Origin of the sequence: Shewanella sp. NFH-SH190041 (assembly GCF_024363255.1) — a bacterium.
Taxonomy (GTDB): domain Bacteria; phylum Pseudomonadota; class Gammaproteobacteria; order Enterobacterales; family Shewanellaceae; genus Shewanella.
In genome coordinates this window covers 3,460,489-3,486,021 of the sequence record NZ_AP026070.1, presented here as the reverse complement: position 1 = coordinate 3,486,021, position 25,533 = coordinate 3,460,489, and the positions used below count along the sequence as shown (strand labels likewise).

Annotated in this window: 26 protein-coding genes; 18 read left to right on the top strand and 8 right to left on the bottom strand. The window is 47.8% G+C overall.

Translation table 11 applies throughout. The annotated features are described in order from the left end of the window. The first annotated feature begins 3 nt into the window (after nt 1–3). Nucleotides 4–1,911: an SLC13 family permease gene (locus tag NFHSH190041_RS15495; RefSeq protein WP_261922647.1), complete on the top strand. Its 1,908-nt coding sequence runs from the start codon at nt 4–6 to the stop codon at nt 1,909–1,911. Between the two features lie 24 nt (nt 1,912–1,935). Then, on the top strand, nt 1,936–2,556 hold the full coding sequence (gene cysC, locus NFHSH190041_RS15490) for an adenylyl-sulfate kinase (RefSeq protein ID WP_261922646.1): 621 nt from the start codon (nt 1,936–1,938) through the stop codon (nt 2,554–2,556). Nucleotides 2,557–2,571: 15 nt separating this feature from the next. Here the strand turns inward: cysC and NFHSH190041_RS15485 are convergent, their stop codons facing one another. After that, nucleotides 2,572–3,492, bottom strand: a complete 921-nt coding sequence (locus NFHSH190041_RS15485) for a TIGR03899 family protein (RefSeq protein ID WP_261922645.1) — start codon at nt 3,490–3,492, stop codon at nt 2,572–2,574. A 309-nt stretch (nt 3,493–3,801) separates the two neighbouring features. Between NFHSH190041_RS15485 and hemG the strand changes: the two genes are divergently transcribed. Both hemG and NFHSH190041_RS15475 read left to right on the top strand, forming a co-directional pair. After that, a complete protein-coding gene (gene hemG / locus NFHSH190041_RS15480) occupies nt 3,802–4,347 on the top strand; it encodes a menaquinone-dependent protoporphyrinogen IX dehydrogenase (RefSeq protein ID WP_261922644.1) in 546 nt (181 codons plus the stop codon). Then, nucleotides 4,344–4,856 carry a cytochrome b/b6 domain-containing protein gene (locus NFHSH190041_RS15475; protein WP_261922643.1) on the top strand — a complete coding sequence of 171 codons (513 nt, stop codon included), beginning with the start codon at nt 4,344–4,346 and terminating at the stop codon, nt 4,854–4,856. The genes hemG and NFHSH190041_RS15475 overlap by 4 nt, the downstream gene beginning before the upstream one ends. Nucleotides 4,857–4,940: 84 nt before the next feature. On the opposite strand, the gene NFHSH190041_RS15470 is transcribed toward NFHSH190041_RS15475, so the two are convergent. From NFHSH190041_RS15470 to NFHSH190041_RS15460, 3 genes are all read right to left on the bottom strand, one after another. Beyond that, entirely contained in the window at nt 4,941–5,612 is a 672-nt protein-coding gene (locus NFHSH190041_RS15470) for a thiol:disulfide interchange protein DsbA/DsbL (protein ID WP_261922642.1), read from the bottom strand. Nucleotides 5,613–6,008: 396 nt separating this feature from the next. Then, nucleotides 6,009–6,677, bottom strand: a complete 669-nt coding sequence (gene nfsB, locus NFHSH190041_RS15465) for an oxygen-insensitive NAD(P)H nitroreductase (RefSeq protein WP_261922641.1) — start codon at nt 6,675–6,677, stop codon at nt 6,009–6,011. 94 nt (nt 6,678–6,771) lie between these two features. Further along, entirely contained in the window at nt 6,772–7,686 is a 915-nt protein-coding gene (locus NFHSH190041_RS15460; protein WP_261922640.1) for a LysR substrate-binding domain-containing protein, read from the bottom strand. 185 nt (nt 7,687–7,871) lie between these two features. Here NFHSH190041_RS15460 and NFHSH190041_RS15455 point away from each other — a divergent pair, with 185 nt between their 5' ends. The 3 genes from NFHSH190041_RS15455 to NFHSH190041_RS15445 all read left to right on the top strand — a co-directional run bounded on the left by NFHSH190041_RS15455 (nt 7,872) and on the right by NFHSH190041_RS15445 (nt 10,067). Then, entirely contained in the window at nt 7,872–8,231 is a 360-nt protein-coding gene (locus NFHSH190041_RS15455) for a CidA/LrgA family protein (protein WP_261925153.1), read from the top strand. Next, nucleotides 8,228–8,917 carry an LrgB family protein gene (locus NFHSH190041_RS15450; protein WP_261922639.1) on the top strand — a complete coding sequence of 230 codons (690 nt, stop codon included), beginning with the start codon at nt 8,228–8,230 and terminating at the stop codon, nt 8,915–8,917. The genes NFHSH190041_RS15455 and NFHSH190041_RS15450 overlap by 4 nt, the downstream gene beginning before the upstream one ends. A gap of 583 nt (nt 8,918–9,500) precedes the next feature. Continuing rightward, a complete protein-coding gene (locus NFHSH190041_RS15445; protein WP_261922638.1) occupies nt 9,501–10,067 on the top strand; it encodes a phosphoribosyltransferase in 567 nt (188 codons plus the stop codon). Here NFHSH190041_RS15445 and NFHSH190041_RS15440 read toward each other — a convergent pair. After that, nucleotides 10,056–10,583 carry an SRPBCC family protein gene (locus tag NFHSH190041_RS15440; RefSeq protein WP_261922637.1) on the bottom strand — a complete coding sequence of 176 codons (528 nt, stop codon included), beginning with the start codon at nt 10,581–10,583 and terminating at the stop codon, nt 10,056–10,058. The genes NFHSH190041_RS15445 and NFHSH190041_RS15440 overlap by 12 nt on opposite strands. A 15-nt stretch (nt 10,584–10,598) precedes the next feature. Then, nucleotides 10,599–11,123: a DUF4136 domain-containing protein gene (locus NFHSH190041_RS15435; protein ID WP_261922636.1), complete on the bottom strand. Its 525-nt coding sequence runs from the start codon at nt 11,121–11,123 to the stop codon at nt 10,599–10,601. Nucleotides 11,124–11,256: 133 nt separating this feature from the next. Here NFHSH190041_RS15435 and NFHSH190041_RS15430 point away from each other — a divergent pair, with 133 nt between their 5' ends. Then, nucleotides 11,257–11,556, top strand: coding sequence for a DUF1289 domain-containing protein (locus NFHSH190041_RS15430; RefSeq protein ID WP_261922635.1), 300 nt, complete (start codon nt 11,257–11,259; stop codon nt 11,554–11,556). 275 nt (nt 11,557–11,831) lie between these two features. Here the strand turns inward: NFHSH190041_RS15430 and NFHSH190041_RS15425 are convergent, their stop codons facing one another. Continuing rightward, nucleotides 11,832–12,380 (bottom strand): hypothetical protein, encoded by a 549-nt coding sequence (locus tag NFHSH190041_RS15425; RefSeq protein ID WP_261922634.1) that lies wholly within the window; start codon nt 12,378–12,380, stop codon nt 11,832–11,834. 614 nt (nt 12,381–12,994) lie between these two features. On the opposite strand from NFHSH190041_RS15425, the gene prfC reads away from it, so the two are divergent. The 8 genes from prfC to deoD all read left to right on the top strand — a co-directional run bounded on the left by prfC (nt 12,995) and on the right by deoD (nt 22,576). Next, nucleotides 12,995–14,581, top strand: a complete 1,587-nt coding sequence (prfC, locus tag NFHSH190041_RS15420; RefSeq protein ID WP_261922633.1) for a peptide chain release factor 3 — start codon at nt 12,995–12,997, stop codon at nt 14,579–14,581. A 74-nt stretch (nt 14,582–14,655) separates the two neighbouring features. Then, entirely contained in the window at nt 14,656–15,417 is a 762-nt protein-coding gene (locus NFHSH190041_RS15415) for a TatD family hydrolase (protein WP_261922632.1), read from the top strand. Between the two features lie 178 nt (nt 15,418–15,595). Beyond that, nucleotides 15,596–16,894: a NupC/NupG family nucleoside CNT transporter gene (locus NFHSH190041_RS15410; RefSeq protein WP_261922631.1), complete on the top strand. Its 1,299-nt coding sequence runs from the start codon at nt 15,596–15,598 to the stop codon at nt 16,892–16,894. A 274-nt stretch (nt 16,895–17,168) separates the two neighbouring features. Next, nucleotides 17,169–17,957 carry an outer membrane protein OmpK gene (locus tag NFHSH190041_RS15405; protein ID WP_261922630.1) on the top strand — a complete coding sequence of 263 codons (789 nt, stop codon included), beginning with the start codon at nt 17,169–17,171 and terminating at the stop codon, nt 17,955–17,957. 369 nt (nt 17,958–18,326) lie between these two features. Further along, nucleotides 18,327–19,100 (top strand): deoxyribose-phosphate aldolase, encoded by a 774-nt coding sequence (gene deoC / locus NFHSH190041_RS15400; protein WP_261922629.1) that lies wholly within the window; start codon nt 18,327–18,329, stop codon nt 19,098–19,100. A 146-nt stretch (nt 19,101–19,246) separates the two neighbouring features. Further along, on the top strand, nt 19,247–20,578 hold the full coding sequence (gene deoA, locus NFHSH190041_RS15395) for a thymidine phosphorylase (protein ID WP_261922628.1): 1,332 nt from the start codon (nt 19,247–19,249) through the stop codon (nt 20,576–20,578). A gap of 11 nt (nt 20,579–20,589) precedes the next feature. Then, complete coding sequence (locus NFHSH190041_RS15390; protein WP_261922627.1) at nt 20,590–21,804, top strand: phosphopentomutase; 1,215 nt, start codon at nt 20,590–20,592, stop codon at nt 21,802–21,804. 61 nt (nt 21,805–21,865) lie between these two features. Beyond that, entirely contained in the window at nt 21,866–22,576 is a 711-nt protein-coding gene (gene deoD, locus NFHSH190041_RS15385) for a purine-nucleoside phosphorylase (protein ID WP_261922626.1), read from the top strand. Nucleotides 22,577–22,667: 91 nt separating this feature from the next. Here deoD and NFHSH190041_RS15380 read toward each other — a convergent pair whose 3' ends face one another. Next, nucleotides 22,668–23,309, bottom strand: coding sequence for an AhpA/YtjB family protein (locus NFHSH190041_RS15380; RefSeq protein WP_261922625.1), 642 nt, complete (start codon nt 23,307–23,309; stop codon nt 22,668–22,670). Between the two features lie 120 nt (nt 23,310–23,429). Between NFHSH190041_RS15380 and serB the strand changes: the two genes are divergently transcribed. Together serB and NFHSH190041_RS15370 are read left to right on the top strand one after the other, a co-directional pair. Beyond that, nucleotides 23,430–24,413, top strand: coding sequence for a phosphoserine phosphatase SerB (gene serB, locus NFHSH190041_RS15375; protein ID WP_261922624.1), 984 nt, complete (start codon nt 23,430–23,432; stop codon nt 24,411–24,413). Nucleotides 24,414–24,520: 107 nt separating this feature from the next. Further along, complete coding sequence (locus NFHSH190041_RS15370) at nt 24,521–25,480, top strand: alpha/beta fold hydrolase (protein ID WP_410010838.1); 960 nt, start codon at nt 24,521–24,523, stop codon at nt 25,478–25,480. Nucleotides 25,481–25,533 lie beyond the last annotated feature (53 nt).

Below are 25,533 nucleotides of genomic sequence, written 5' to 3'. Positions count from 1 at the left end.
GTGATGGCCTGGGCATCACAGCAGTTATGGCTGGGGCTGATTTTACTGGGGCTTTTAATTGGCTTGCTCAGTGGTCGCGGGCGGCCTGCCGTACTGTTTTTTGCCGCCTCCTTGCTGACATATTTAACTGGGCAAGTCTCTTTATCACATTGGCTGTCCGGTTTTACCCATAGTGCGTTAATCACCTTATTACTGCTAATCGCTGTCAGTATTGCACTGGAAAAAACCATCTACTTTACTCGGCTAAGCCGCACCCTTGCGAAGGATAATCTCTCTATTACCCTTACTCGCTTGGGATTATCGGCGGCATTACTGTCATCGATAACCAATAACACTGCTGTGGTGGCATCGCTGATGACCCCGGTATTGCGTAACAGTCGCCATGCCCCCGCCCGTTTGCTGTTGCCACTGTCATACGCGGCTATTTTAGGCGGCACCTTGACCTTGATTGGCACCTCCACCAATTTATTGATTAATGGCTTTGTGACTGACTCCGGGTTAGCACCGTTGGGCTTTTTCGAATTCAGTATAATTGGGTTAGTGGTCACCGCAGCGTGTTTGTTACTGCTGATCCTTACAGCGCCTTATTTGCCTGAACGTGCTCATGCAGCCCAACAACATCATCGGCCTTATCTTTTGCAAGCAGGCGTAATGCCTGCTTCTGCCCTGATAGGACGCAGTGTGCAGGATAATGGTCTACGCGGCCTTAGACAGTTGTATTTAGCGGCGCTGACCCGTAATGGTCGTCGTATTGCGCCTGTGCCGCCGCAGATGCTGTTGCAGGCAGGGGATCAATTGGCTTTTTGTGGTGATGAAAACGCGGTTGCCGTGCTGCAACAGTTTGAAGGATTACAGTGGCATGGCCGTTCACAAGCCAGAGGACAAGGGGTGTTACGGGCGGTATTATCACCGTCATCTCAATTGGTCGGACAAAGCTTGAAAAGTGCCGATTTTCGCCGGCGGTTTGACGCAGCAGTATTAGCGGTAAGGCGAGGTGAGCGTCAATTAACGGTGGCGCTGGGGGATCTTCGCCTCTGCGCCGGGGATGAACTACTGCTGCAACCTGGCGTTGGCTTTAATGGCTCCCCCCTTGCCCCATTGTCACCCAAAGCAGAAGCGGTTACTGTGCCAATCACTGCGCCATCTGTGAATAAAGTGCCGGCACCTAATGTAGCTAGCCCTTCAATATCAGCATTCGATACCCGTTTCACTCCTTCACCAAGCGCATATCGCCAGCAGGTAGAGAGCATTGCCAGTGCAGGACCTGTGCCTCGGGATTTTGTGATTGTCAGTGATACGCCATTAGCAGCCGGATTGGGACCGGGCCGGAGTCGCTGGGTGATGGCGGGGTTTCTCGCTGTGATTGGATTGGGCGTGGCGGGGTGGTTGCCATTGATTAATGGTTTGATCTTGTTGTTACTGCTATTGCTGGCCACTCGGGTGATTAGCCCCACTGAGTTGCAGCGACGGTTCCCGCTGGAGTTGGCGGTGATTATTGCCAGTGCGCTAAATTTAGCCGGGTTAATGCTAAGTAGCGGTTTGGCAGGTACTTTGGCCGATGGGCTGTTAGGCCTGTTGTCAGATCACAGCCCATTGGCTGTGCTGATCACAGTCTATTTGCTGACGTTACTCCTGACAGAATTAATGACGAATAATGCCGCTGCGGCACTGGCGTTTCCCATCGCCTATGCCGCGGCATTACATTTGTCGGTAGATAGCCGTCCTTTTATTCTGGCCGTGGTGTTTGGGGCCAGTGCCAGTTTTATTTCGCCTTACGGTTACCAGACTAATTTGATGGTACAGCAGGTCGGTGGCTATCAATTGCGGGACTACCTGCAACTGGGGTTACCAGTCTCGCTGTTATATTCAGCTTTAGTACTGTGGCTTATTCCATTATTTTTTCCATTTTAACACTTTGTATTGCAGGAGAATCCTATGTCTAGCCCTGATACTGATATTGTCTGGCATAGCCACAGTGTGGACATGGCTGCCCGGGCCGGACTAAAACAGCAGCAACCTACAGTGCTCTGGTTTACCGGACTGTCAGGCTCGGGTAAATCCACTTTGGCCGGAGCATTGGAGCAGAGGTTGCTTCAGTTAAGTTGTCATACTTATCTGCTAGATGGTGATAATGTGCGCCATGGGCTGTGTCGAGATTTACGTTTCTCTACGGCGGATCGGGCCGAAAATCTGCGTCGGGTAGGAGAAGTCGCCAAACTGATGTTAGATGCCGGACTGATTGTGTTGTGCGCTTTTATTTCCCCCCAGCGGCGAGAGCGGGACAGTATCCGCGCCGGATTAGCAGCAGGACAATTTATTGAAGTGCATGTAGCCACGGATTTGGCTGAGTGTGAGCGACGCGATCCTAAGGGGTTATACCGTAAAGCTCGTGCTGGAGAGATCCGTGACTTTACGGGTATTTCCGCGCCCTATGAGCCCCCATTACAGCCTGAAGTGGTTATTGATACCGCCAGTGGCAGTATTGATGACCAGGTTATGCAGATGCTGAACTATCTGCAAGCTTGTGGCGTGGTTAAGGTTGCTGCAGGACAATAACTTTTATGGGCTGACTCAAGTAAAATCCCGGGCAAAACTGTGCTGCAATAGTTTGGTAAATTTTACAGTTGCTCTGCTGGGCAGCAACTGGGCTAATTCTTCCCCCAGCGGTGTAAAGCGGTAATAACGCAGTAGCAGATGGCTGTGCTTTGGGGTCAATAACACTTGGCTGTCACCAAATTGCAATGCCAGTGGTTGACCGCTGACTAACTGGCCTGTTTCAAATTCTTCCCGATAGAGAATGTGGCTATCCATAAGGTTGAGCAGGCTGGAATAGGGTAAGCCTATACTGGCTAAATCGACATTAATCCCCTGCTGGCGCCGAAATACCTGTCCCAGGCCGCCATTAAGACGATACCCGGTCACAATGGCTAGACGCTGATCTTGCGATAGGCGGCAGGCCAGTGTTACTGCTAGCTCCAGTATTTTGGCTTCCCGCTGGGTCAATCGTGTCAGGGCCTCTAAAGTATGCAGATTGAAGCGTCCCGGCTGTACCAGCTCTGCTGCCAAAATTTTGCCCCACAGTTTTTGCATACTGCGACTGAAAATTTGCTCGGCCATTTGAAAAAAGCGGTGCTGCCAGTCTGGATCTAAATCGTTCCCCGTCACATTCGATGGAGTATATCCCAAGGCCAGTTGATAGATGTGTTCCACATTCTGCTGATATTGCAGCGTGAGTCGCTGTTGCCGTCGCTGAGCGCGGATAAGGCTGTCATGTCCGGTGATGTCTTCAGTCTCTGTAGCGGCAAATCCAAGTGTTCGCCCTAACTTCAAGGCTTTTTGCCGGGCAGAGCCTGTGGGCGTGCTATTTCCAGCCTGGCTTGATGCGGTGTTCTCTTGAGCCGCCGCTGTAGTTGGGGAAACTGGGACTGCATCATTGTCATCAGACAATGCTGCTTGCTTGGCGGCGATGATGGGGTGAGGGGCCGTAGGCACTTTGACTCCCTATCAGGTCATTCTGAAAGATGGGGGATTTTTCAAAGGTAGTCAGTCTCTGGCTGTTTGGCAAAACAGTGTTAATACCAATCAAGATAAAGAAGTTAGTTACTTAGCCCCCGTTATGATGAGCGCAACCTTCTATACGGATTGGTATAACGGGCTATTGCATTGATACATTTTTGTGAATTGGCTAGAAGTTTGGCGGCTTGTCCGCTTGGGAAATGAAATAGAGTGATCCGTTTCATAAAATTACCCCGGCCAATCCCCTAGACTGACCTACATAAACTGTTAACAGCAGACGCGCAAATGAGTAACACACTAATTTTGTATGCCAGTGTGCATGGCCACACTGAGAAAATTTGTCGTTATATGGCAAAGCAACTGACGGCCATGGGGGACAATGTCACGGTTTCCCATCTGACTGATGCGCCCACATTGACCGGGTTTGATAAGGTGCTGATCGGCGCCAGTATTCGACATGGAAAACATAATCCGGCAGTGCAGGCATATATTGCCGCTCATCAGCATGAGTTGGAGTCAAAAGCGAATGGCTTTTTCTCTGTCAGCTTGGTGGCGCGTAAGCCACTGAAAAACACCCCGGAAACCAATCCTTATATGCAGGCGTTTTTGGCACAAATCAATTGGCAGCCTAAGCAGCTGGCGGTATTTGGTGGCAGACTAAACTATCAAGGCTATGGCTTTATGGATCGCAATATTATCCGCTTTATTATGTGGATGACCAAAGGGCCGACGGATCCGAATGTCGATCTTGAGTTTACCGATTGGCAGAAGGTAGATGACTTTATTGACCGTTTTCAGCATCAGCAGAACCCTGCGGAGCAAGCAGCATGACGGCGTGGCAGTCCCTGAGACTTAAGCTGCATGTGCTGGTGCTAGTGCCCTCGGTATATTTGTTACTGACCAGCCCTTGGGTCATGTTAGCCCGGCGCTTACCGGAGCAGACCAGCTGGTGGAATCTATCCCATGTCTATTTAGGTTTGTTGACCTGCCTGACCGGGGCTCTACTGCTATTGAGTAATGTGCAGGATGGCCGCTGGCAGCAATATTTCCCTTGGCTTAAAGGGGATTTCAAACCATTACTGCAAGATCTGGTTGCTTTGGGGCGGGGACGTTTGCCGGTTGCAGGCGGGCGCGGACTGTTCAGTGTGATTGAGGGGCTGACCATGGTGAGTCTGTTGGTGACCGTATTGAGCGGATTGGCTTGGTTTATTACCCAGGGCAGTGCTGATGCCATGTTATGGCGCAGTTGGCATATTGACGCGACAATGACCTTTACCGTGCTTTTGTGTGTGCATATTGTCTGTGCCTTGCTGCATTTATTGGATTTTATCCGCCAGTAATCTTGTTGTGATTTAGCCACTCTCACATCAAAGTAAAACACCCCGCATGGCGGGGTGTTTTCGTTGTGCATCAAGGGGAGGAAATTATCCCTGCTTGGTAGAGAGGAAGTTGATCAAATCAATCATTTCACCCAGATTGCGGATGTTACCTAAGTTGACCATGTATTTATCGTTAACAATAAAGGCCGGTACACTTTGAACCCGGAATTCACGAGCCTGTTTGCGCCACAAAGCCAGCTTGTCATTGGTTTCTTTGCTGTCAGCTAACTTGTCATATTGATCTGCGGACACGCCAAATTGCATAAATAACTTTTTGATGTCATCGCGGTTTTTAATTTTTGGCTCATGGTTATCGCCTGGTGCACCATGATCATGGGTGTCTGTCGGCTCACCTTGAATAGCGTTAAACATGGCCAAATTCATTGGTCCCATTTTTTGGGGATTATCTTTGGATAGTTCTTGAATGACAGCTAAAGATCGCATCACTTCAGTCATCAAGGTACTGGGCTGAAACTCCACATGCTTGGTTTCAAACTGAATATTCTTGTTTAAATGCGGCTTGATGGCCGGCATATACTGGTTTTCGAAGGTATAACAATTATGGCAGTAGAAAGAGAAAAACTCAGTCAGCTTAGGTTGGGTGCTGGCTGCTTTATCAGAGATCTCAGTGTAATGGGTGCCTTCGTAAAAATTCGCGGCGTAGCTGCTCAGTGGAGCGATGGCCAAGGTAAGGGCCAGGGCGATCTTCTTTATCATGTATTCCTCTGGATAGTCTGGGATAGGGAAACCCGCATACCGGGGTTAATGCTGCCAAGGGTAGTTTTTCTGGCTTAATTATGGCTGAAACGCTAGTGAGGTTTGCGGCAAATAGTGTGACCTATCCAAAGGTTTACATAATCTGTGGCTATTTTAGTGATACAGATTGTGCTGTCCGGGGACAGGAGACTGTTGATTTTAGCCGAACCCGTCGGGCAGCGTCTGGGGCTTCTTTTTACAGTGTTATCGGCTTATCAAGTCGCACAACTACCTATGTTTAGCACAATGATATATCAAAGCCCCGGCCTTGTATAAAGCACCCTCAAATCGCTGCAATAGTAAACTTGAAAGGTCAACAGTCCCTACCCATCCCAGAAAGCATTTCCTCTGTGAGGGTTACATTTCGGTAATGATCTTAGCTTCCGGCAGCCGGGATTTTGGCAAGCTGGCGTTAAAATCGCCTTCAGCCCGATATCCCAGTGCCACCATTACGCTAGCATGAAGTCCTTTTTCTGCTAGTGCTAATTCCTCATCGAGGATATCAGCATCAAAGCCTTCAATCGGGCAAGCATCAATATGTCGGGCCGCTGCACCCAACAGTAGGGTTCCCAGTGCCAGATAGACCTGCTTGTCCATCCAGCTTTCCATATCATGCAGTTGGTTTTGGTGCAGACCAACAAAATATTGTCTAGCCCCCATGATGGTATTTTTGACTGTGTCATCAGGAATGCGGCCATCAGCGGCTTCTTGCTCAATCAGCTCGGTAAGATAGTTATTGTCAATATCAGTACGGCGGCACAGTACTACCACATGGGAAGCATTGAGGATTTTTTCGGTATTAAAGCTGAACTTTTCGGTGGCCTTGGCCAAGGTTTGCTTACCTTGGGGGCTGCCAGCAAGGAAAAAGTGCCAGGGTTGGGAGTTGACCGACGATGGACTGTATTGCAATAAGGTTTTCAACTGAGCAATGTCTGCAGCAGAAATAGCTTTAGCTGGGTCGAAGGCTTTGGTGGTGTAACGGCTTTTGGCTAAAGCAGCAATATCAATTTTATGTGTATCAATCATACAGGTGCGCTCGTTTATCTCACTTGGCATAGTAATATGCCGATGATTTGATTATCACGCCACCACTGCGCCGGGTCATCCTGAGCCACAGTGTTCATCCTGAATATCCATTGTCTGGCAGTGGGGGAATAACATGTTGACTGACCATTTCTATCATGGCTCGGGCAGCAAAGGAAAGTGGATGTTGTGCCCGCCAGAATAAAGACAATTGCCAGTGCAGCTCACTGTCCAGTAGTGGTCGAGTCACAACCCCGCTGACACTATGGCGCTCGGCGATAAGGCGCGGCAAAATCATCACCCCTCCACCGGCCGCGACCAGAGCCAGCCCAAAATCTGGGTAGCTAACTTGGGTCACATCCCAAGGGTTGAAGCCTGCACTTAGGCAAGCTTGAGTGATCAGGTCATGCAGGGCATATTCCGGGGTGAACATAATTTGTGGTACCCGGGCTAACATGCTCAGCCGAATTTCCGCAGCATCTGCCAGTTCGTGTTGTTTGGGGATTGCTGCAACCATGGGCTCGCGACGGATATGTATCCCATCAAACTCTTTGCCAAATGCGATAATCCCGGTTGCCAGCTCAATATCACCCTGTTGTAGCGCCTGGGTCTGTTCTACTCCCCCACGGGCCATCAGTTGCATATCAATCTGCGGATAGCGCGCCCGGTAGCGGGCAATAACAGGGGCGAATAACTCCGCGCTGCCTAGGGGCGCAAGTCCCAGCCGTAAGGTGCCTTGTTTTAGTTGGCGTCGCTCAGCCAACTCAGCCAGCATACGTTTACGACTGTTAAGGAGTTCCTGCCCATGTCGGTAAACTACCTCCCCGGCTTCGGTCAAACGGATTGCTGTGCCGCGTTTGCCCCGCTCCAGCAAAGTAAGCCCTAATTCTTGCTCCAGTTGCTGCATTGCCTTGGATAGTGCAGGCTGGCTGAGATGAATTTTGTCGGCAGCCTTGCCGAATCCACCGGCATCGGCAATCTCCATAAACTGGCGGATAACTTTCAGGTCCATTGCATAATCATGGGTTATTGAGTTAATAGATAATATTCATTTTTTTTATCTAATCAGCAAGCATAGAATCGCAAAATTCTTTGTGATGAGGTGTGCGTCAAATGTCTTTGGCAGTTAAGCCGCAGGGTTCCAGTCAGTGGAAACAACAGTCAGTTACCGGAATAAAATTATGCGGTCAGGTGGTGATGTTCTGTCTGCTCGCTATGGCTGGTCATTATCTGGCATTGGCGGCCCATATTCCGATCCCTGGCAGTGTTATTGGCCTTGGCGTATTACTGTTTGCGCTGCTGATGAATTGGGTGCCGGAAAGTGCGTTAAAAGTCGGTGCCGCCTGGCTTATCGGTGATCTTTTGCTGTTTTTTATTCCCCCGGTTATTTCTGTGCTCAAATATGAAGGCATGCTGGAACATTATGGTTTGAAGCTGCTATTAACCCTGGTGTTGGGAACGGCATCTGTGATGGTGGGAACCGGGTTTGTGGTTGATCGGGTATTTAAGCTGGAGCAGAAACTGCACCTAAGACGTATGCAGGGAGTACAGGCATGAGCCAGACGCTTCTTGCATTAGCCTGCTTTGCCATGACCTTAGTGTGCTATTACGGTGCCAAAAAGCTGTATCGCCGCCATAAAAGTTGGTGGCGGGCACCTATTTTGTTGGCGCCTGTGACCTTGATGGTGCTGGTGATGCTGTTGAAAATTCCATTACCTGTGTATTTTGAATATACCCATTACCTGGTTGCCTTGTTGGCGCCTGCGACCATTGCCTTTGCATTGCCCATTTATCGCGAACGGGCATTGATCTGTCGTTATCCATTGACCATCAGTCTTGGGGTATTGGCTGGCCTGTCGCTTGGACTGGGCACCACTTGGTTGTTAGTGCAACTGGTGCAGCTGCCGTCAGATTTATCACACAGTATTTTAGTTCGCTCAGTATCTACCCCTTTTGCCTTAGCTGCGGTGCATTCTTTTGGCGGCGTGCCGGAACTGACGGCAATGTTGGTGTTAGCGACTGGCGTAATAGGGATGTTGGTGAGTGAGCCTTTATTTAAACTGGCGCGGATAAAAAGCGCGATTGGTAAAGGGTGTGCATTAGGGGCTTCGGCCCATGGCGCCGGCGCTGCAAAAGCCAGTGAAATTGGTCAGCAAGAAGGCGTCATCGCGTCATTAACCATGATTTTTACCGGGATTTCCATGGTATTGGGCGCCCCAGTGTTTGCTGGCTGGTTGAGTTAATTAATCTGTTGACTTGCACCTTGTATTTATCTTTGAAAGAAAGACGCTTTGGCCCCGGTATCGGGGCCTTTTTTATGGTTTGGCTGTGCTGATTATGCCGTTAAGGTCTATCTTATTGCTGCTGTTTATTGGCTTAATATCGACTAAATCCTTCACTCTGACATAGTGTAGCACCACGGCTATTGAGTACGTGTGTAGGCTTGTTGTGCTGGCCTCTCCGTCACCATTAACTTCTGTCACAATTAACAGAAGCTTTGTTGCCGTTTAGTCATGTTTTTCTACTGTTTGTGATGTGGATTTCCACGGGGCTTTTTAGGTTTATTTCGGGCTTTGAGGTCAGTTAGCGTCGCAAAATAGCGTCTTGATACGCGGAAAATCTTGGTGGGAAGCACGCTTGCGGGCGTGATAAGTGCTGTGCTGGCGGGCTTGTCAGGTTAATTGATCAGTTTGTTGAATTTCTGCAAGCAATGTTGGCGTATTTGCAGTAGAATGCGCCTCCAAAATCCGGTCGGCACTGCGTCGCTCCAGACTTTGGACTGTGCCACCGGATATTATTGCTGATGATAATTAAGAGAATGGCACGATGACTGAAAAATGCTTTATTTCCGCTCAAGAGTTACTTGAAGACTCCTTCCGCTTGGCTGCTCAGGTTTATGAAAGTGGTTTTCGGCCACAGTTTATCGTCGGTATCTGGCGTGGCGGCGCTCCAATTGGTATCGCAGTTCAGGAATACTTCGACTTTAAAAAAGTTGAAACTGACCATATCGCTGTGCGTACATCTTCTTACTACGGTATCGGTACCGATAAGCAAAGCAAAGAAATCAAAGTGCACGGCTTGCACTACATTGTTGAAAACGCGAATGCTGACGATGGTCTGTTGATCGTGGATGACGTATTTGATTCTGGTCGCAGTGTTTATGCCCTGATGCAAAACCTCAAAGAGCAGATGCGCTTGAATATACCAAAAGATATCCGTATCGCCTGCCCTTATTACAAGCCTCAAAACTGCCAAGTGCCATTAACGCCAGATTACTATATCCATAACTCAGACGAATGGTTGGTATTCCCCCATGAAGTTGCCGGCTTGTCTGCTGAAGAGCTGGAGCATGGTAAAAGCGATATTCACAATATCCGCGAATTATTCCGTTAATGTCTGACGGTATTGGGCTGCCAATGTCTGCAGCCCAATGTTAGCTCGTCTACCAATTATCTTTCCGGCGCTGTTTGCCAGTAGCCATCCCAACCAATGATGACGTTGCTCACTGTGCATCCGCCAGGTCAACCCGGTTCCTTGCCCTTGAGGTTCAAATAGCATCTCCATTTTTGGGGCTAATATCGGTAATTCTGCTTGGGTAGCAAAGCGCTGGCCTGGGATAGATGTCACCACAGTCAGGATAATATCCATTTCCCCCTTTATCGGTACTTTGATGGTTTCTCGATACCGTTTACCTATTTGAAAGTTGGGACGGTTATCTTCCGGTGTAACGCGGATAATACCGGGAAACCATTGGCTGAAGTTTTCTAGGCGACAGACTATGTCAAATGCTTGCGCTGGTGGCAGAGGAAGGTAAATGGATTGCTGGGTCAGTAACATGGTGTAGTGAACTCTGGGGAAGGCAATAGCTGATATGCCGCGTTGAGCCCATTGTGGCATCAACGCTGGCATTATTCTTAATGAGGGTTATTGGACCGTTAGGGTTGGTGGAAACTGAGCCAGAATATCGTTAACCGCACTTAGGGTTTGTTTTGCATTCTGTTTGGCGTTATCACTGAGTTTGTAATTATCGCTGCCGCGCCAAATAAGTTTTCTACTTTGATCATAGATGCGAATATCCAGCGTTTGTGTGAGTGTTTTTACTTGAGGCGAGACATTGACGCCTAGGTTCAGCCCCGCAGTGCCGGCGCCAACGCCCAGCTTTATACCTGAATCAGCAGGTTTCTCAGCAGTAACAATTTTGAAGCCGACTAAAAAGTCTGGCGCTCTTGGGTAGTTGCTGTAGCCCTTGGCGGTCATCTCTCGGTTTATTTGCGTTGTCACCCGGTCAGCACTGAGCGGATTATCGCCTTTTGTTGCTGGCAGCATAGTAAAATTTTTTAATCTGCTGAAATCAAACCCCAGTTGATAGTCGGTTCGAGGTGGATGACCTGCACAGGCAGTCAGCAGCACGGCGGACAGTAATAATGTCAGAATTCGGTAGCGCTTCATAATGACTCCTCATCGGGATACTGGTTTCAAGAGTATTCAGTTTCTCGCCGGTTTGGCAAGGAATTCTGTTTTATTACCCACGCAGATGTTATACATAGGTTAATTTAAGCTGCGGTGTTAAATTCGGGGGTCTATGGAACAGCTAGGTTTTTTTGCCCTTCCCAGTCCATGTTTAGGCATTTGTAAAACAGATAACAGGGGCTATTGCTTGGGGTGTCTGCGCAGTCGAGAAGAGCGATTCCAGTGGAATCAATTTTCAGATGCGCAAAAGCTTGAGGTGATACGTTTGTGTAAACGTCGGCGTCGTAATCGGCAATTATCGATATTACGCGCTAGAAAAGCAGCATTAATCAAGCAACGTGATGATGTGAATGGCAGTTTTGATTTTGGTGAGGAAGAAGATCATAGCCCTGAAAATGGCCAAGGTTCCTGATGTGATACACACAAGGCTATCATGGCCATGGATTCAGTTATGCATATTGGCTTGCTAGAGAAAGGTTGGGCACGGTAAATAAAGAGAGCGCCACAAAAAGGTAATACCTTATTAGCTTGCCTTGGGAATGCATACCCATTCTTATTTATTGAATATTCAGTATTTGGTTTAAGACTCCTAATGTTATTTTTCAGTCAGCTTATCGTTATGATGTATATTGTGAATTATCTACACTCATATCCGATGGAAATAGCCTTTCATAAATAAAGATATAATTAATGTAACCGAGATAATTTATGTTTAAAAATATCGCTAAGAGAAATCTGCAGTTCAGATACAGATGTATGTAACTCTTTAAGGCATTTAGGGCAATAACCCTTTCCAAATGCGGTATTTTCATGAATCCCTGACATTGCTCGGGTTCGGCATTGTTTGGCTACAGTCTCAATTCGCTTAAGACTGAGCAAAACACCACTATGTCCATCTGCCAAATAGGTCATAATATCGTTTTGATTTAGCTGTATGTTTTTCGCAGCATGTTCCCATTCTACCGCAGTGGTCACCAGCTGATAACACTTGTCGACCAAATCAAGATACTGATTACAATCAGGGTTGTGGTGGGTTTCATTGTGTTGACTGTTCAATTTTTCAAAACTGTCATCGATATCCGCAACCCGGTTGAGGATCTGATATGAATAGTGGGATTTGTGATAACCCGGCGCTTTAACAATATCCTGTTGCTTTGAATATTTAATTTTAAGCTTTACATATTCAAGACTTAACAGTTTTATATTGAATAGACTTTTATCTTTAATGTGCAGCATATTCCCCCTGTAACGTTAAATACTGCTGTTACATGCAAGTCATTATACTGAAAAAATCTTTTTTGCGATGGTAAGGAAAATGCTTTTCAAAATTATTTAGCTAACTCCTTTATTTATTTGTTTTTATTTTATTATACAAATTGTATCTAACAGATATTGTTTTGTATGTGTATTTCAAATAATGGAAAAATAAATTTCATAATACAAAATATTACAAATTTTATGCAGTGGGATGGGGGGCTCGGTTCATTGTTAGTCGCGCGCGCAAGGCTACTCTCGATGTTGTGGCTAAAACTACAGATGCATCAGTGCGGCCCCCTCAAGAAGAGGACGTTACTCATTGATTAGCCAGGTAGGATGATGTGCCATTCATCCGGCGTAGCCTTGATTTTATAAGTCTATCTATATGATTGCGGTGCAAATTACCGAAATCAGCATGAAACATCTACATACCGCTTGGTCAGAGTTTCTGTGGATTAAATTAACCACTATGATTGTGAATCATCCGGCGATGAGGGAAAATAGCCGACAAATTTGATTCACCTACCCGGCGCCGTGCTATCCGGAATTATTCCGTTGTCAGGCTGCGTCGGTTAACCAGAAGATAGTCACACATGTCTAATTCACTGCAGCAGGAAGTGGGCAAACGCCGCACTTTCGCTATTATCTCTCACCCGGATGCCGGTAAGACCACTATTACTGAAAAAGTATTGTTGCACGGACGGGCCATTCAAACAGCCGGTACCGTAAAAGGCCGGGGCTCTAACCACCATGCAAAATCTGACTGGATGGAGATGGAAAAAGAACGTGGTATTTCGGTGACCACCTCTGTTATGCAGTTCCCATACAATGATTGCTTGGTCAACCTGCTCGATACTCCAGGACACGAAGACTTCTCTGAGGATACTTACCGTACACTGACGGCGGTGGACTCTTGTCTAATGGTGATTGACGCAGCTAAAGGTGTGGAAGACCGTACCCGTAAGCTGATGGAAGTGACCCGTCTGCGTGATACTCCGATTGTCACCTTTATGAACAAGCTGGACCGGGATATTCGTGATCCGATGGAGCTGCTCGATGAGGTAGAAACCGAGCTGAATATGATGTGTGCACCAATCAGCTGGCCTATCGGTTGTGGTAAGTCATTTAAGGGTGTGTACCACATTCACCGTGATGAAACCATCCTGTACCAAACTGGCCAAGGTGCCACGATTCAGGAAGTGCGGATCATCAAAGGGCTGGATAACCCAGAACTGGATGATGCTGTAGGCAGCGATTTGGCTGACACCTTGCGTGATGAGATGGAACTGGTGGTTGGTGCATCCAATGAATTTGATGAAGAGCTGTTTTTAGCCGGTGAATTGACGCCGGTATTTTTCGGTACTGCACTGGGTAACTTTGGTGTGGATCATATGCTGGATGGCTTGACTCAATGGGCACCTGCGCCGATGCCACGTCAAACCAGTGATCGTTTGGTAACGGCAGATGATGAGAAATTCTCCGGTTTTGTGTTTAAAATTCAGGCCAATATGGATCCTAAGCACCGTGACCGTATCGCCTTTATGCGCATTGTATCCGGTAAATATACTCAGGGTATGAAGATGAAGCATGTGCGCATCAGCAAAACTGTCAGTATCTCTGATGCGGTGACCTTTATGGCCGGTGACCGTGAGCGTGCTGAGGAAGCCTTTGCTGGAGATATTATCGGTTTACATAACCACGGGACCATTCAGATTGGTGACACCTTTACCCAAGGTGAAGATCTGAAATTTACCGGTATCCCTAACTTTGCTCCAGAAATGTTCCGTCGCATTCGCTTAAAAGATCCGCTGAAGCAAAAGCAGTTACTTAAAGGCTTGGTGCAGTTGTCAGAAGAAGGCGCTGTGCAGGTATTCCGACCACTGGATTCCAACGATTTGATTGTTGGCGCTGTGGGGGTGCTGCAGTTTGAAGTGGTGGTTGCTCGTCTGAAATCTGAATATAACGTTGAAGCTATCTACGAAGCGGTAAATGTAGCGACTGCACGTTGGGTTTACAGCAGTGATGAACGTAAGCTGGAAGAGTTCCGTCGTAAGTGTTCCAGCCATTTGGCATTGGATGGTGGTGATAATCTCACTTATATCGCGCCAACCATGATAAATCTGAACCTGTCTGCTGAGCGTTATCCGGACATTGAGTTTGCTAAGACCCGTGAACATTAATCACACGGATTAACAGCATCTAACAGGCAGCTTCGGCTGCCTGTTTTGTTATGAGAAAACTTTAAGGAGTCATTATGCTGATTGATAGCCATGCTCATCTCGACTTCCCCCAGTTTGATGCTGAACGGGCTCAGCTGTTTGCTCAGATGCGTCAAGCCAATATTGCTGGGGCTGTGATTCCTGCGGTAGAGCGACAATACTGGTCGCGGGTACAGCAAATTGCTGAGCAGTATCATTGCCGTTATGGATTGGGAATACATCCCTGGTATATGGCACCTGAGCGTATAGAAGACGATATATCTGCGCTGGATAGCGCCCTTAAACAGGGAAAAATGGAATCGAGCTTGGTGGCCATTGGTGAAACCGGGTTAGATACTCGAAAAGGCCCGGCGCTATCGATTCAGTTGGATTATGTTAACCATCATATTGAATTGGCACAGCGTTACCAATTACCCCTGATCCTGCATTGCGTCAAAGCCCATAATGCGTTGTTGGCCTGCTTGGATGCGCACACTGGGATTCGGGGGGTTATTCATGGTTTTTCAGGCAGTCTTGAGTTAGCACAGCGGTATATTCGCTTAGGTTTTTTTATTGGCGTGGGTGGATTACTACTGAAGGATAATGCCAGAAAATTACAGTATACTGTTACACAACTCCCTGTTAACAAAATAGTTGTTGAAACTGATTCGCCATCTATGTCTCCCATTCCTGGTCAGTCATCTACCCCATTACTTCTGCCTTGCGTTGTTGAAAAAATCGCCTGTTTGCAAAAAAAAACATCTGTCTCTATTTATGAACAGTTATCGGTTAATGCATCACAACTATTTGAGCGATAGATTTTTTTAGCTGAACAGCTTTTGAAGTGATTGGTTTTATTCAGTTAACCTGATGATATTAAACTTCAAAACTTTGATCAAAACAGCGATTTTCCCCTGCGTCTTCGATATAATTTGGTCTGGAAATAGGTTGGTTAACAACATAAACAATAAATGTTAACAATAGGGTGATGGTTAAATGAATATTATTATGAGCTTAGTAGGGGTGGTCGTCCTGCTTGCGATAGGTTATCTCCTATCGAATAACCGCAAGGCGATTAGTTACCGTACGGTGGGGGGGGCCTTGGCAATTCAGACGGCCTTCGGTTGTTTTGTTTTGTACGTGCCGATAGGTAAAGACATTCTTAAGTCGGTATCTGACGCAGTGTCTTCTGTTATCGGATACGCACAAAACGGTATCAACTTTCTGTTCGGAGATTTAGCCCAATTCAAACTGGGCTTTATTTTTGCCGTAAACGTGCTGCCAGTGATTGTGTTTTTCTCCTCACTGATTGCCGTGCTGTACTATCTGGGTGTGATGCAGTGGGTGATCCGTATTATCGGTGGCGCCCTGCAAAAAGCCCTGGGTACATCCCGCACTGAATCTATGTCCGCCACTGCTAATATCTTCGTAGGTCAGACCGAAGCCCCATTAGTTGTGCGTCCATTTATTCCTACCATGACTCAATCAGAACTGTTTGCCATTATGGTTGGTGGTCTGGCATCCATTGCCGGTTCAGTACTGGCTGGCTATGCCCAGATGGGAGTACCAATTGAGTATCTGGTAGCGGCATCCTTTATGGCGGCTCCCGGTGGTTTGTTGATGGCGAAATTGATGCATCCTCAGACAGAAAAAACCATTAATGAAATGGAAGATCTGCCAGAAGATGTTGATAAGCCTGCTAACGTGTTGGATGCCGCCGCAGCTGGTGCTGCATCTGGTATGCATTTGGCGTTAAACGTGGGTGCGATGCTGCTGGCATTCGTTGGCTTGATCGCCATGTTGAACGGTATGCTCGGTGGTATTGGCGGTTGGTTCGGTATGCCGCACCTGAGTCTGGAAATGATCTTAGGCTATATCTTTATGCCACTGGCCTTCCTGATTGGTGTGCCTTGGAATGAAGCTCTGGTGGCTGGTTCCTTTATCGGTCAGAAGATTGTCGTCAACGAGTTTGTGGCTTATTTGAACTTTGCCCCATATATCAATCATGCTGCCACCGCATGTACTTCTGTGGCTGCTGATGTGGTGAAAGACACACTACCTTTGTGTGTGGAAACGACCAAAGCGGCGATGAGCTTCAGAACCCAGGCGATTATCTCCTTCGCACTGTGTGGCTTCGCTAACCTTTCTTCTATTGCAATTTTGCTCGGTGGTCTAGGGGCTATGGCACCAAACCGCCGTCACGATCTGGCTAAACTGGGTATCCGTGCAGTGATTGCCGGTTCTCTGGCCAACCTGATGAGTGCGACACTCGCCGGTTTATTCCTGGCGATGTAACCTCACATCCTCCGGGCTCTTTCTGAGCCCGGATTATCAAAAATATAAAAAGCTCAACAACCGATTTACAAGCATGGATTGCACCAGACTTAACAAGCGGAGACTTGTGGGTTATTCGTGGCTGGATGGTAGGTAATTAAACTATAAATTAACATTAGTTTGTCATTTATTTATCCAATCAAATTAAGTAGTTGCGATTTTCATCTTTAAGGATAAAATGCACCTGCAGAATAAAACGCTGCTAACAAGCAGTAAACCAATAGAAATGGGGTTGATGATGAAAAATAACATTAGAATATTAGCCTTAGCCGCTGCTACCACTGCCGCTATGACTGCTGGAACAGCTTCAGCTGAACAGTATTATGGATTTGCCAACGTATCCGCCAACTACCTGGATTGGACCGATGGCACCACCGCCCGCACCAATGGCGGAAAAGAAGATTTTGCCTACCTAGAAATTGAAGGTGGTGCAGGATTTGATTGGGGTGATGTTTACGGCTTTATCGATTTCGAAAACCCAACTAAGGGTGAGTGGAATAAAGATTATCTGACAACCAAAGATAAAGCTGAAGCTTTCCGCATCGCATCTAAAGGTTCCATCGCCATCAATATGGGCGATACCAACTTTAACTATTATGGTCAGATCTACAGTATTGCAGACTCCTCCGGTTTCTATGAGCAAAACGTGACTCTGGGTGTGAGTTATGATCTGAACACTGATTTTGGTCTGTGGGTGAAACCATTTATTGGGGCTCATTATGTCCATAATAACTTCATTGGCGCAGGCTTTAACGGTGGTATGACGGGTTGGGTTCTGGGTTATAACTTTGACCTTGCAGGCCAATCATTTATGGTGTCTAACTGGAACGAAATTGAGTTTGCCCGTGCATCTGAGTATGAAGTGGTAAATGGTAAGCAAACTGGTCTGAATGGTGCTGTTGCACTGTGGTGGTTGCCTATGCCTCAATTTACCGCTGGCGTGCAGTACCGCTATGCTGATAACAAGCTGGGGTCAGCCACTTACCAAGATGGTGTCGTATTCTCCTTGAAATACAATTTCTAATTTATACGTGAATTAACGACTATCGGAAGCCGCAGTTTTGCGGCTTCCTTGTAATCAGGATCATGTTTTTATAAATCTTTACTTAAATTCATTGCTGACAAGCAGTAAATTTAAATAAAGTGAACTTTTCTCGCGCTAAAACGGAATTTTCGCGGACAGGCTGAAAGGGTGTTGTATCCTTTCTCCCTTCCGGTCTTCATGGATTCAAGTCGTGATACTCGTTATCAAATTTGAATACCGACTTATTTTGTCAGGTGTTATTGCATCTGGCAGCGTCTGAAGACCCGGCCAGCTGATGATTGCCAGCTTTTTCAGATGCCGCCAAATGACAGATTTTGACTCATTTGATTTGTGCTTTGGAGAGCAATTATGAGCGATTTGAAAAAAGCTGCACAACGTGCCATCAACCTGATGGACTTAACCACTCTGAATGATGACGATACCGATCAGAAAGTGATCGAGCTATGTCATAAAGCATTGACGCCAGCCGGACATACTGCGGCTGTGTGTATCTATCCTCGCTTTATCCCGATTGCCCGTAAAACTCTTATGGAACTGGGTGCTGACGATATCAAGATTGCCACTGTGACTAACTTCCCTCACGGTAATGATGATATTGCCATTGCCGTATTGGAAACGCGCGCAGCGGTGGCGTACGGTGCTGATGAAGTGGATGTAGTGTTCCCATATCGCGCATTAATGGCGGGTAATGAAACTGTAGGCTTTGAATTGGTGAAAGCCTGTAAAGAAGCCTGTGGTGACGATGTGTTGCTGAAAGTGATTATTGAAACCGGTGAGTTGAAAGATCCTGCCTTAATCCGCCGCGCTTCTGAACTGGCGATTGACGCTGGTGCTGATTTCATTAAGACCTCTACTGGTAAGGTACCGGTTAATGCCACGTTGGAAGCGGCTGAAATTATGCTGACTGTAATCAGTGAAAAAGATCGCAAAGTTGGTTTCAAACCAGCCGGTGGCGTACGTGATGCTGCCGCTGCGGCTGAATTCCTCGGTACTGCTGAACGTATTTTGGGGGATGACTGGGTGAGTGCCCGGACATTCCGCTTTGGTGCATCCAGCTTACTGGCCAGCTTGTTGCATACCCTGGAATTAGCAGATAAGCCTGCTGTAACAAAAGGTTACTAATACCTTTCGGATTGTGATCCATGTCCTCGGGGATAGGCCGGAACTGAGTTAGTATCAAGTGAAACAATATTACAGTTTTTGATGTTTCCAACTTGGTTTGAGCGGGATAACCGCTCGCTAACAGGCATATCCTCGGAGGCAGTTTCATGTTTTTGGCACAGGAAATAATCCGTAAAAAGCGTAATGGGCTGGCGTTAAGCCGCGAAGAAATTCAGTTTTTCGTTAAAGGTATTACTGAAAATACTGTCTCTGAGGGACAGATTGCCGCACTGGGCATGGCGGTGTATTTTAACGACATGACCATGGATGAGCGTATTGCATTGACAACTGCAATGCGTGATTCAGGTACCGTACTCAACTGGGATGCACTGAACCTGCCAGGTCCTGTGGTAGATAAACACAGCACAGGTGGGGTAGGAGATGTTACCAGCTTGATGTTAGGCCCCATGATTGCTGCCTGTGGCGGGTTTGTGCCAATGATTTCTGGCCGGGGATTAGGCCATACCGGTGGCACTTTGGATAAGTTCGATGCTATCCCGGGTTACCAGACGGAGCCGGATAGTGAATTGTTCCGCCGAGTTGTAAAAGAAGTCGGGGTGGCGATTATCGGCCAGACCGGCGATTTAGTTCCTGCAGATAAACGTTTTTATGCTGTGCGTGATAACACGGCTACAGTAGAATCCATCCCCCTGATTACCGCATCCATTTTATCCAAGAAACTCGCCGCAGGGCTTGATGCTCTGGCGATGGATGTCAAAGTCGGTAGTGGGGCATTTATGCCAACTTACGAAGCATCGGAAGATTTAGCCCGCAGTATTGTGGCTGTGGCGAATGGTGCCGGTACCCGCACGACCGCCCTGTTAACGGATATGAATCAGGTACTGGCCTCATGCGCCGGAAATGCTGTTGAAGTCCGTGAAGCGGTCGATTTTCTGACCGGTCGGTACCGTAACCCTCGTCTTTATGCTGTGACTATGGCACTGTGCAGTGAAATGCTCCTGCTCGGTGGTTTAGCCGCAACACAGCAGGAAGCCAAAGCGAAGCTCGATGCTGTTTTGGACAATGGTCGCGCGGCTGAAGTGTTTGGCCTGATGGTGGCTGGACTGGGTGGCCCTGCTGATTTTGTAGAACATTATGATCGATACCTGCCAACAGCACAGATTATTCGTCCTGTGTATGCCATGCAGACCGGCTTTGCCCATAGCATGGATACCCGTGCGTTGGGGATGGCGGTTGTCGGCTTAGGCGGCGGTAGACGTAAACCTGGGGATGCCCTGGACTACAGCGTAGGGCTGAGTCAGGTATGCGCCCTGGGGGATGAAATAACCTCTGACACACCTATTGCTATGGTACATGCTCGTACTGAAGCTGACTTTGAGTTGGCTGCGGCAGCTGTCAGAGAGGCGATTGTGCTGGATGATATTCAGCCTCAAGCAACGCCAGAAGTATATCGAGCGATCCGAGCTTCGGACCTGTAGAGGAAAGACTTATGAAACGTACCATTATATTAATGCTGGATTCCTTCGGGATTGGTGCTGCCGAAGATGCCGCCCAATTCGGTGATGTCGGTGCCAATACGTTTGGCGCCATTGCCCGCATGTGTGCCGAAGGTCAGGCTGATGATGGCCGTCAAGGCCCACTGAATTTGCCGAATTTGAGCAAGCTGGGACTGGCGATGGCTGCTAAAGAAAGTACCGGGGAATTTGCCCCAGGCTTTGCTGAAACAGATGTGATTGGCGCCTATGGCCATGCTGCAGAAATCAGCTCAGGTAAAGATACGCCAAGTGGACACTGGGAAATGGCCGGTGTGCCTGTGTTGTTTGAATGGGGATATTTTGCGGATAAAGAGAATTCTTTCCCTCAGGAGTTGACCGATAAAATTTTGGCTAGGGCAGGGCTTGAAGGGTTTTTAGGTAATTGTCATGCTTCTGGTACCGCCATTTTGGAAGAGCTGGGTGAGCAGCATATGTCATCCGGTATGCCAATTTTCTATACCTCAGCCGATTCGGTATTCCAGATCGCTTGCCATGAAGAGACCTTTGGCCTGGAAAATCTGTATCGTTTGTGTGAAATTGCCCGGGAGGAGCTGGAGCCGTACAATATCGGGCGAGTCATTGCGCGTCCGTTTGTCGGTACTGGTGCACATGATTTTGAGCGTACTGGCAACCGTCACGACTATGCGATTGAGCCACCTGCAAAAACTGTGCTGGATAAAATGAAAGCCGCCGGTGGTGAAGTGGTTTCTATCGGTAAAATTTCCGATATTTATGCCCACTGCGGTATCACCCAGAAAGTCAAAGCATCAGGTTTGCCAGCACTATTTGATGCCACATTGGAGCAGGTAAAACAGGCCGGTGAAAATACCATTGTCTTTACCAATTTCGTTGATTTTGACTCACACTATGGGCACCGCCGTGATGTTGCCGGGTATGCTCGTGCATTAGAATATTTTGATGCGCGTCTACCTGAGCTATTGGCGCTGCTAGATGAAGATGACTTACTGATCCTGACTGCGGATCATGGCTGTGATCCAACCTGGAAGGGCACCGACCATACCCGTGAACATGTGCCTGTATTGGTACTGGGTGGCGGTGTACAGCCAGGCTCTCTTGGCAAACGCAATACATTTGCCGATATCGGTCAATCCATTGCCAGCTTCCATGGGCTGGAACCAATGGAATACGGCGAATCTTTTATTCGCTAATGCAATAAGGCCGGTGGCAATGCCGCCGGCAACAATATGAGATAAATACAGGGGTTACTAGATGGCTACACCACATATCAATGCCGTTGACGGCGCATTTGCTGAAACTGTACTGTTCCCAGGCGATCCACTGCGCGCCAAGTACATTGCTGAAACATTCCTAGAAAATGTTGAGCAAGTCACTGATGTTCGCAATATGCTGGGATTTACCGGTACTTACAAAGGCAAACGTATCTCTGTGATGGGTTCAGGTATGGGTATCCCATCCTGCTCTATCTACGCAACTGAGCTGATTAAAGACTATGGTGTGAAGAACCTGATCCGCGTGGGTACCTGTGGTGCAATCAGCACTGATGTGAAGGTGCGTGATGTGATCGTGGGCATGGGCGCATGTACTGATTCCAACGTTAACCGTCTGCGTTTCCAAGGTCAGGATTTCGCAGCGATTGCTGATTATGATCTGCTGAGTGCTGTTGTTGATGCCGCGAAAGCCCGTGGTACCAAAATCCGCGTTGGTAATGTTTTCTCTGCTGATCTGTTCTACACCCCACAACCAAGTATGTTTGACACCATGGAAAAAATGGGTGTTCTGGGCGTAGAAATGGAAGCTGCCGGCCTGTACGGTGTTGCTAAAGAGTTTGGTGCTCGCGCTCTGTGCGTGGTAACCGTTTCTGACCATATCCGTACTGGTGAAGTGACTTCTTCTGAAGAGCGTCAAACCACTTTCAACGATATGCTGGAAATGACTCTGGAAGCTGCACTGACACTGTAATTTCAGCGAGTTTCTCAAGAAAAGGCCCCATCATGGGGCCTTTTTTATGGCTGTTGTTCCGTCCTGAAACAGTGTCCCGTCCTAAAAAGGTTTAGCCATTGCGCGAAGCTGTTTTGGCGGCGGCTCTGATCCGGGCCACACGGCTGCGGCGGCGATCAAAGTCCGCCCGCTTAAATGAGAAGGTCCGGCTGAGTAAAAAGCCTATGATGCCTGCGATAAGCAACATCAATTGCTGTTGCTCCATATTTATCTGATGCGCGGCTTTAATTTCATTGAAAAACAGCTGTGGCGCTAGATTAACCTCGACATATCCTAGATTTAGGTTGTCCTGATATATCGCTTCAACGAAGGGCGGGTATGGTTTGAGCAGTTTAATTAATTGGGGAGAGTCTGGCTGTAATGGCTCGACTGAGATACTTTGGGCAAAAGACAGCTGTCTGCCTTCGGCATCATAAATGGTTGCTGCCATAACCTTAGGATCTTGCACCAAGGCATGGGTTAGCCATTGCAACTGCTCATCATTTTCTAACTGAAGTGCAGGGGCGGCACTGTAAGCCATTTGTTGCACCATCATGCGAGCCATTTTATCACTTTGATGGGCCAACAAATGCTGTCCCTGCAGCAGGCTGGCATACCATAACTGCACCAGTGCGAAAATCAGCCCCGCGGCGATAAGTAGTTGCAGTAGTCGGGTAAATTGATAAATTTTCTTTAGCCCTTTGAGATATAACACAAGAAACCTTGAAAACTTTTTGTATGTTTTACACCATCATAAATGATTTATCCGATGGGGCGAAATAGCGCTAGCAGATACAAGACGCTTATTTATTTTAGTTGGAGAACGTGAATTAAGATGGACAAATCTTTTGAGGTTTTATCAATACAATTCCCCTTGTGGTGTACTGAGCTGATTAACCGCGCTAAACAGGCTGATTGCCATTTGAACTGGCATAGTGAAGCTTCGCCTAACGCTTGGCGTCATCGGTTAATTTGGCGCAGTGATGAGACCTCGGCTGTGGTGACATGGCTCCTTGGGGTGGCAAAGCTAGTCAGCTTATGCCCGCTGGTGCGGCAAAATGCATTGTGTGGTGTGGAGATTTCGGCCGAGCAGCCCCTTTCTCAGACGGTCTTGGATGAACTTGCGCACTTGCCACAGCTAGACAGTATTACCTTGCCGGCCGTGTTGCCAAGGTTGGATATGCCAGGGTTGCTGTTAATGGATATGGACTCCACTGCCATTGAGATTGAATGTATTGATGAGCTGGCAAAATTGGCAGGGGTTGGCGATAAGGTTGCCAAGGTAACAGAGTTGGCAATGCAGGGACAGTTGGATTTTACCCAGAGTCTACGCCAGCGGGTAGCAACATTGGCCGGTGCTGATGAGGCAATCATCGGGCAGTTACTGCAACAATTACCGTTAATGTCGGGATTGGAGCAAATGGTCGCTGAACTGCAACATTATGGCTGGCGTGTTGCGTTGGCTTCTGGCGGTTTTACCCCGTTTGTTGATGCATTGCGTCAGCGTTTGGGGCTGGATGCAGCCTTTGCGAATCAACTGGTGATTGCCGATAACGTTCTGACCGGAGAAGTGTGCGGCGAGATTGTTGATGCTAATCGCAAGGCGCAAATCCTGATCCAGTTGGCTGAACAATTTGCGATTGCTCCAACGCAATGTGTGGCCATCGGTGATGGTGCCAATGATATTCCCATGGTGCAGCAGGCTGCTTTGGGCATCGCTTTTCATGGCAAGGATAAGCTTAAGCAACGCGCTGATGCGGCAATTTGCCAGCTTGATTTACAAGTATTACCGTTTTTATTGCAGCAACAAGGGCATTGATTATTTGCCCTTATTCTCCTCGCGGTAGCGGTATGACAGGTTGATTTGCCTTGGGGAGAAGGCTGACGTAGTTTAGCGAGAGGAATGTAATCAGCATAAGGATGGTGATGATGGACCATATCAGTCAGCGTTCTTTTTGGCTGCCTTACCGGGATGGCAAACTGCATTTGCGCTGTATTGCGCCTCTTATAGCATCGTCTGCAGTGACGTTGCCTGAGGGGATGTCTTCATCAGTACATCATAGTGTGCCTGTGTTGATGTTGCATGGGGTAATGTCCAATGGTCGGGTATTTTACAGTGATAGCGGGCGGGGACTGGCCTGTTTCTTAGCCCGTGCGGGGATGACAGTGTATATCCTTGATAGTGCAGGGCGGGGACAGAGTACCCCGAGCGTTGCTGCTGGCTGCATGTTGGGGCAGGGCGAAGTTATTCGGGAACAATTGCCGCAGGCCCATCGTTTTATTCTCAGCCGCCATTTAGATGTCAAACAAGTTCATTGGTGTGCCCACTCTTGGGGTGGCGTGTTGATGGCCAGTGCGCTGGCTCGTTTTCCTGAGCTTCAGTCTCAAACCGCTTCCTTGCTGACCTTTGGCTCTAAACGGACTATCCGGGTGCAGTCATTGAAAAAATGGCTGATGGTGGATGTGATTTGGAATCGGTTAGCCCCTTGGTTAACCTTGCGTCAGGGGTACTTAGCGGCTGATAAATGGAAAATCGGCATGGACAGTGAAAGCCGCTCAGCCTTATTGCAGAGTATTGATTGGGTGCAAGGTCGCTGGATTGACGGTGATGATGGCTTCGATTATGCCGCAGCTGCGCGGCAGTGTCGTTGGCCGCGCAGCTGGTTTATTGCTGGCGCGGCGGATGCAGTGCTAGGCAATCCTTGTGATGTGCGGGATATGATGCAGGAATGCGGGCTAGCGGACGCCCGTTATACTCTGCTTTCACGGCAAAATGGTTACCGACGTAATTATGGCCATGGGGCAATGTTAACCCATCCCGATGCGGAGCAGGATCACTTCCCTGAAGTGCTTGCCTGGTACCAAAATACTGACAATAAGTGCTGACATATCTTTAAGCTGTATCTTTAAGCTCAGGTCGTGTGTATTTCTGCACGCGG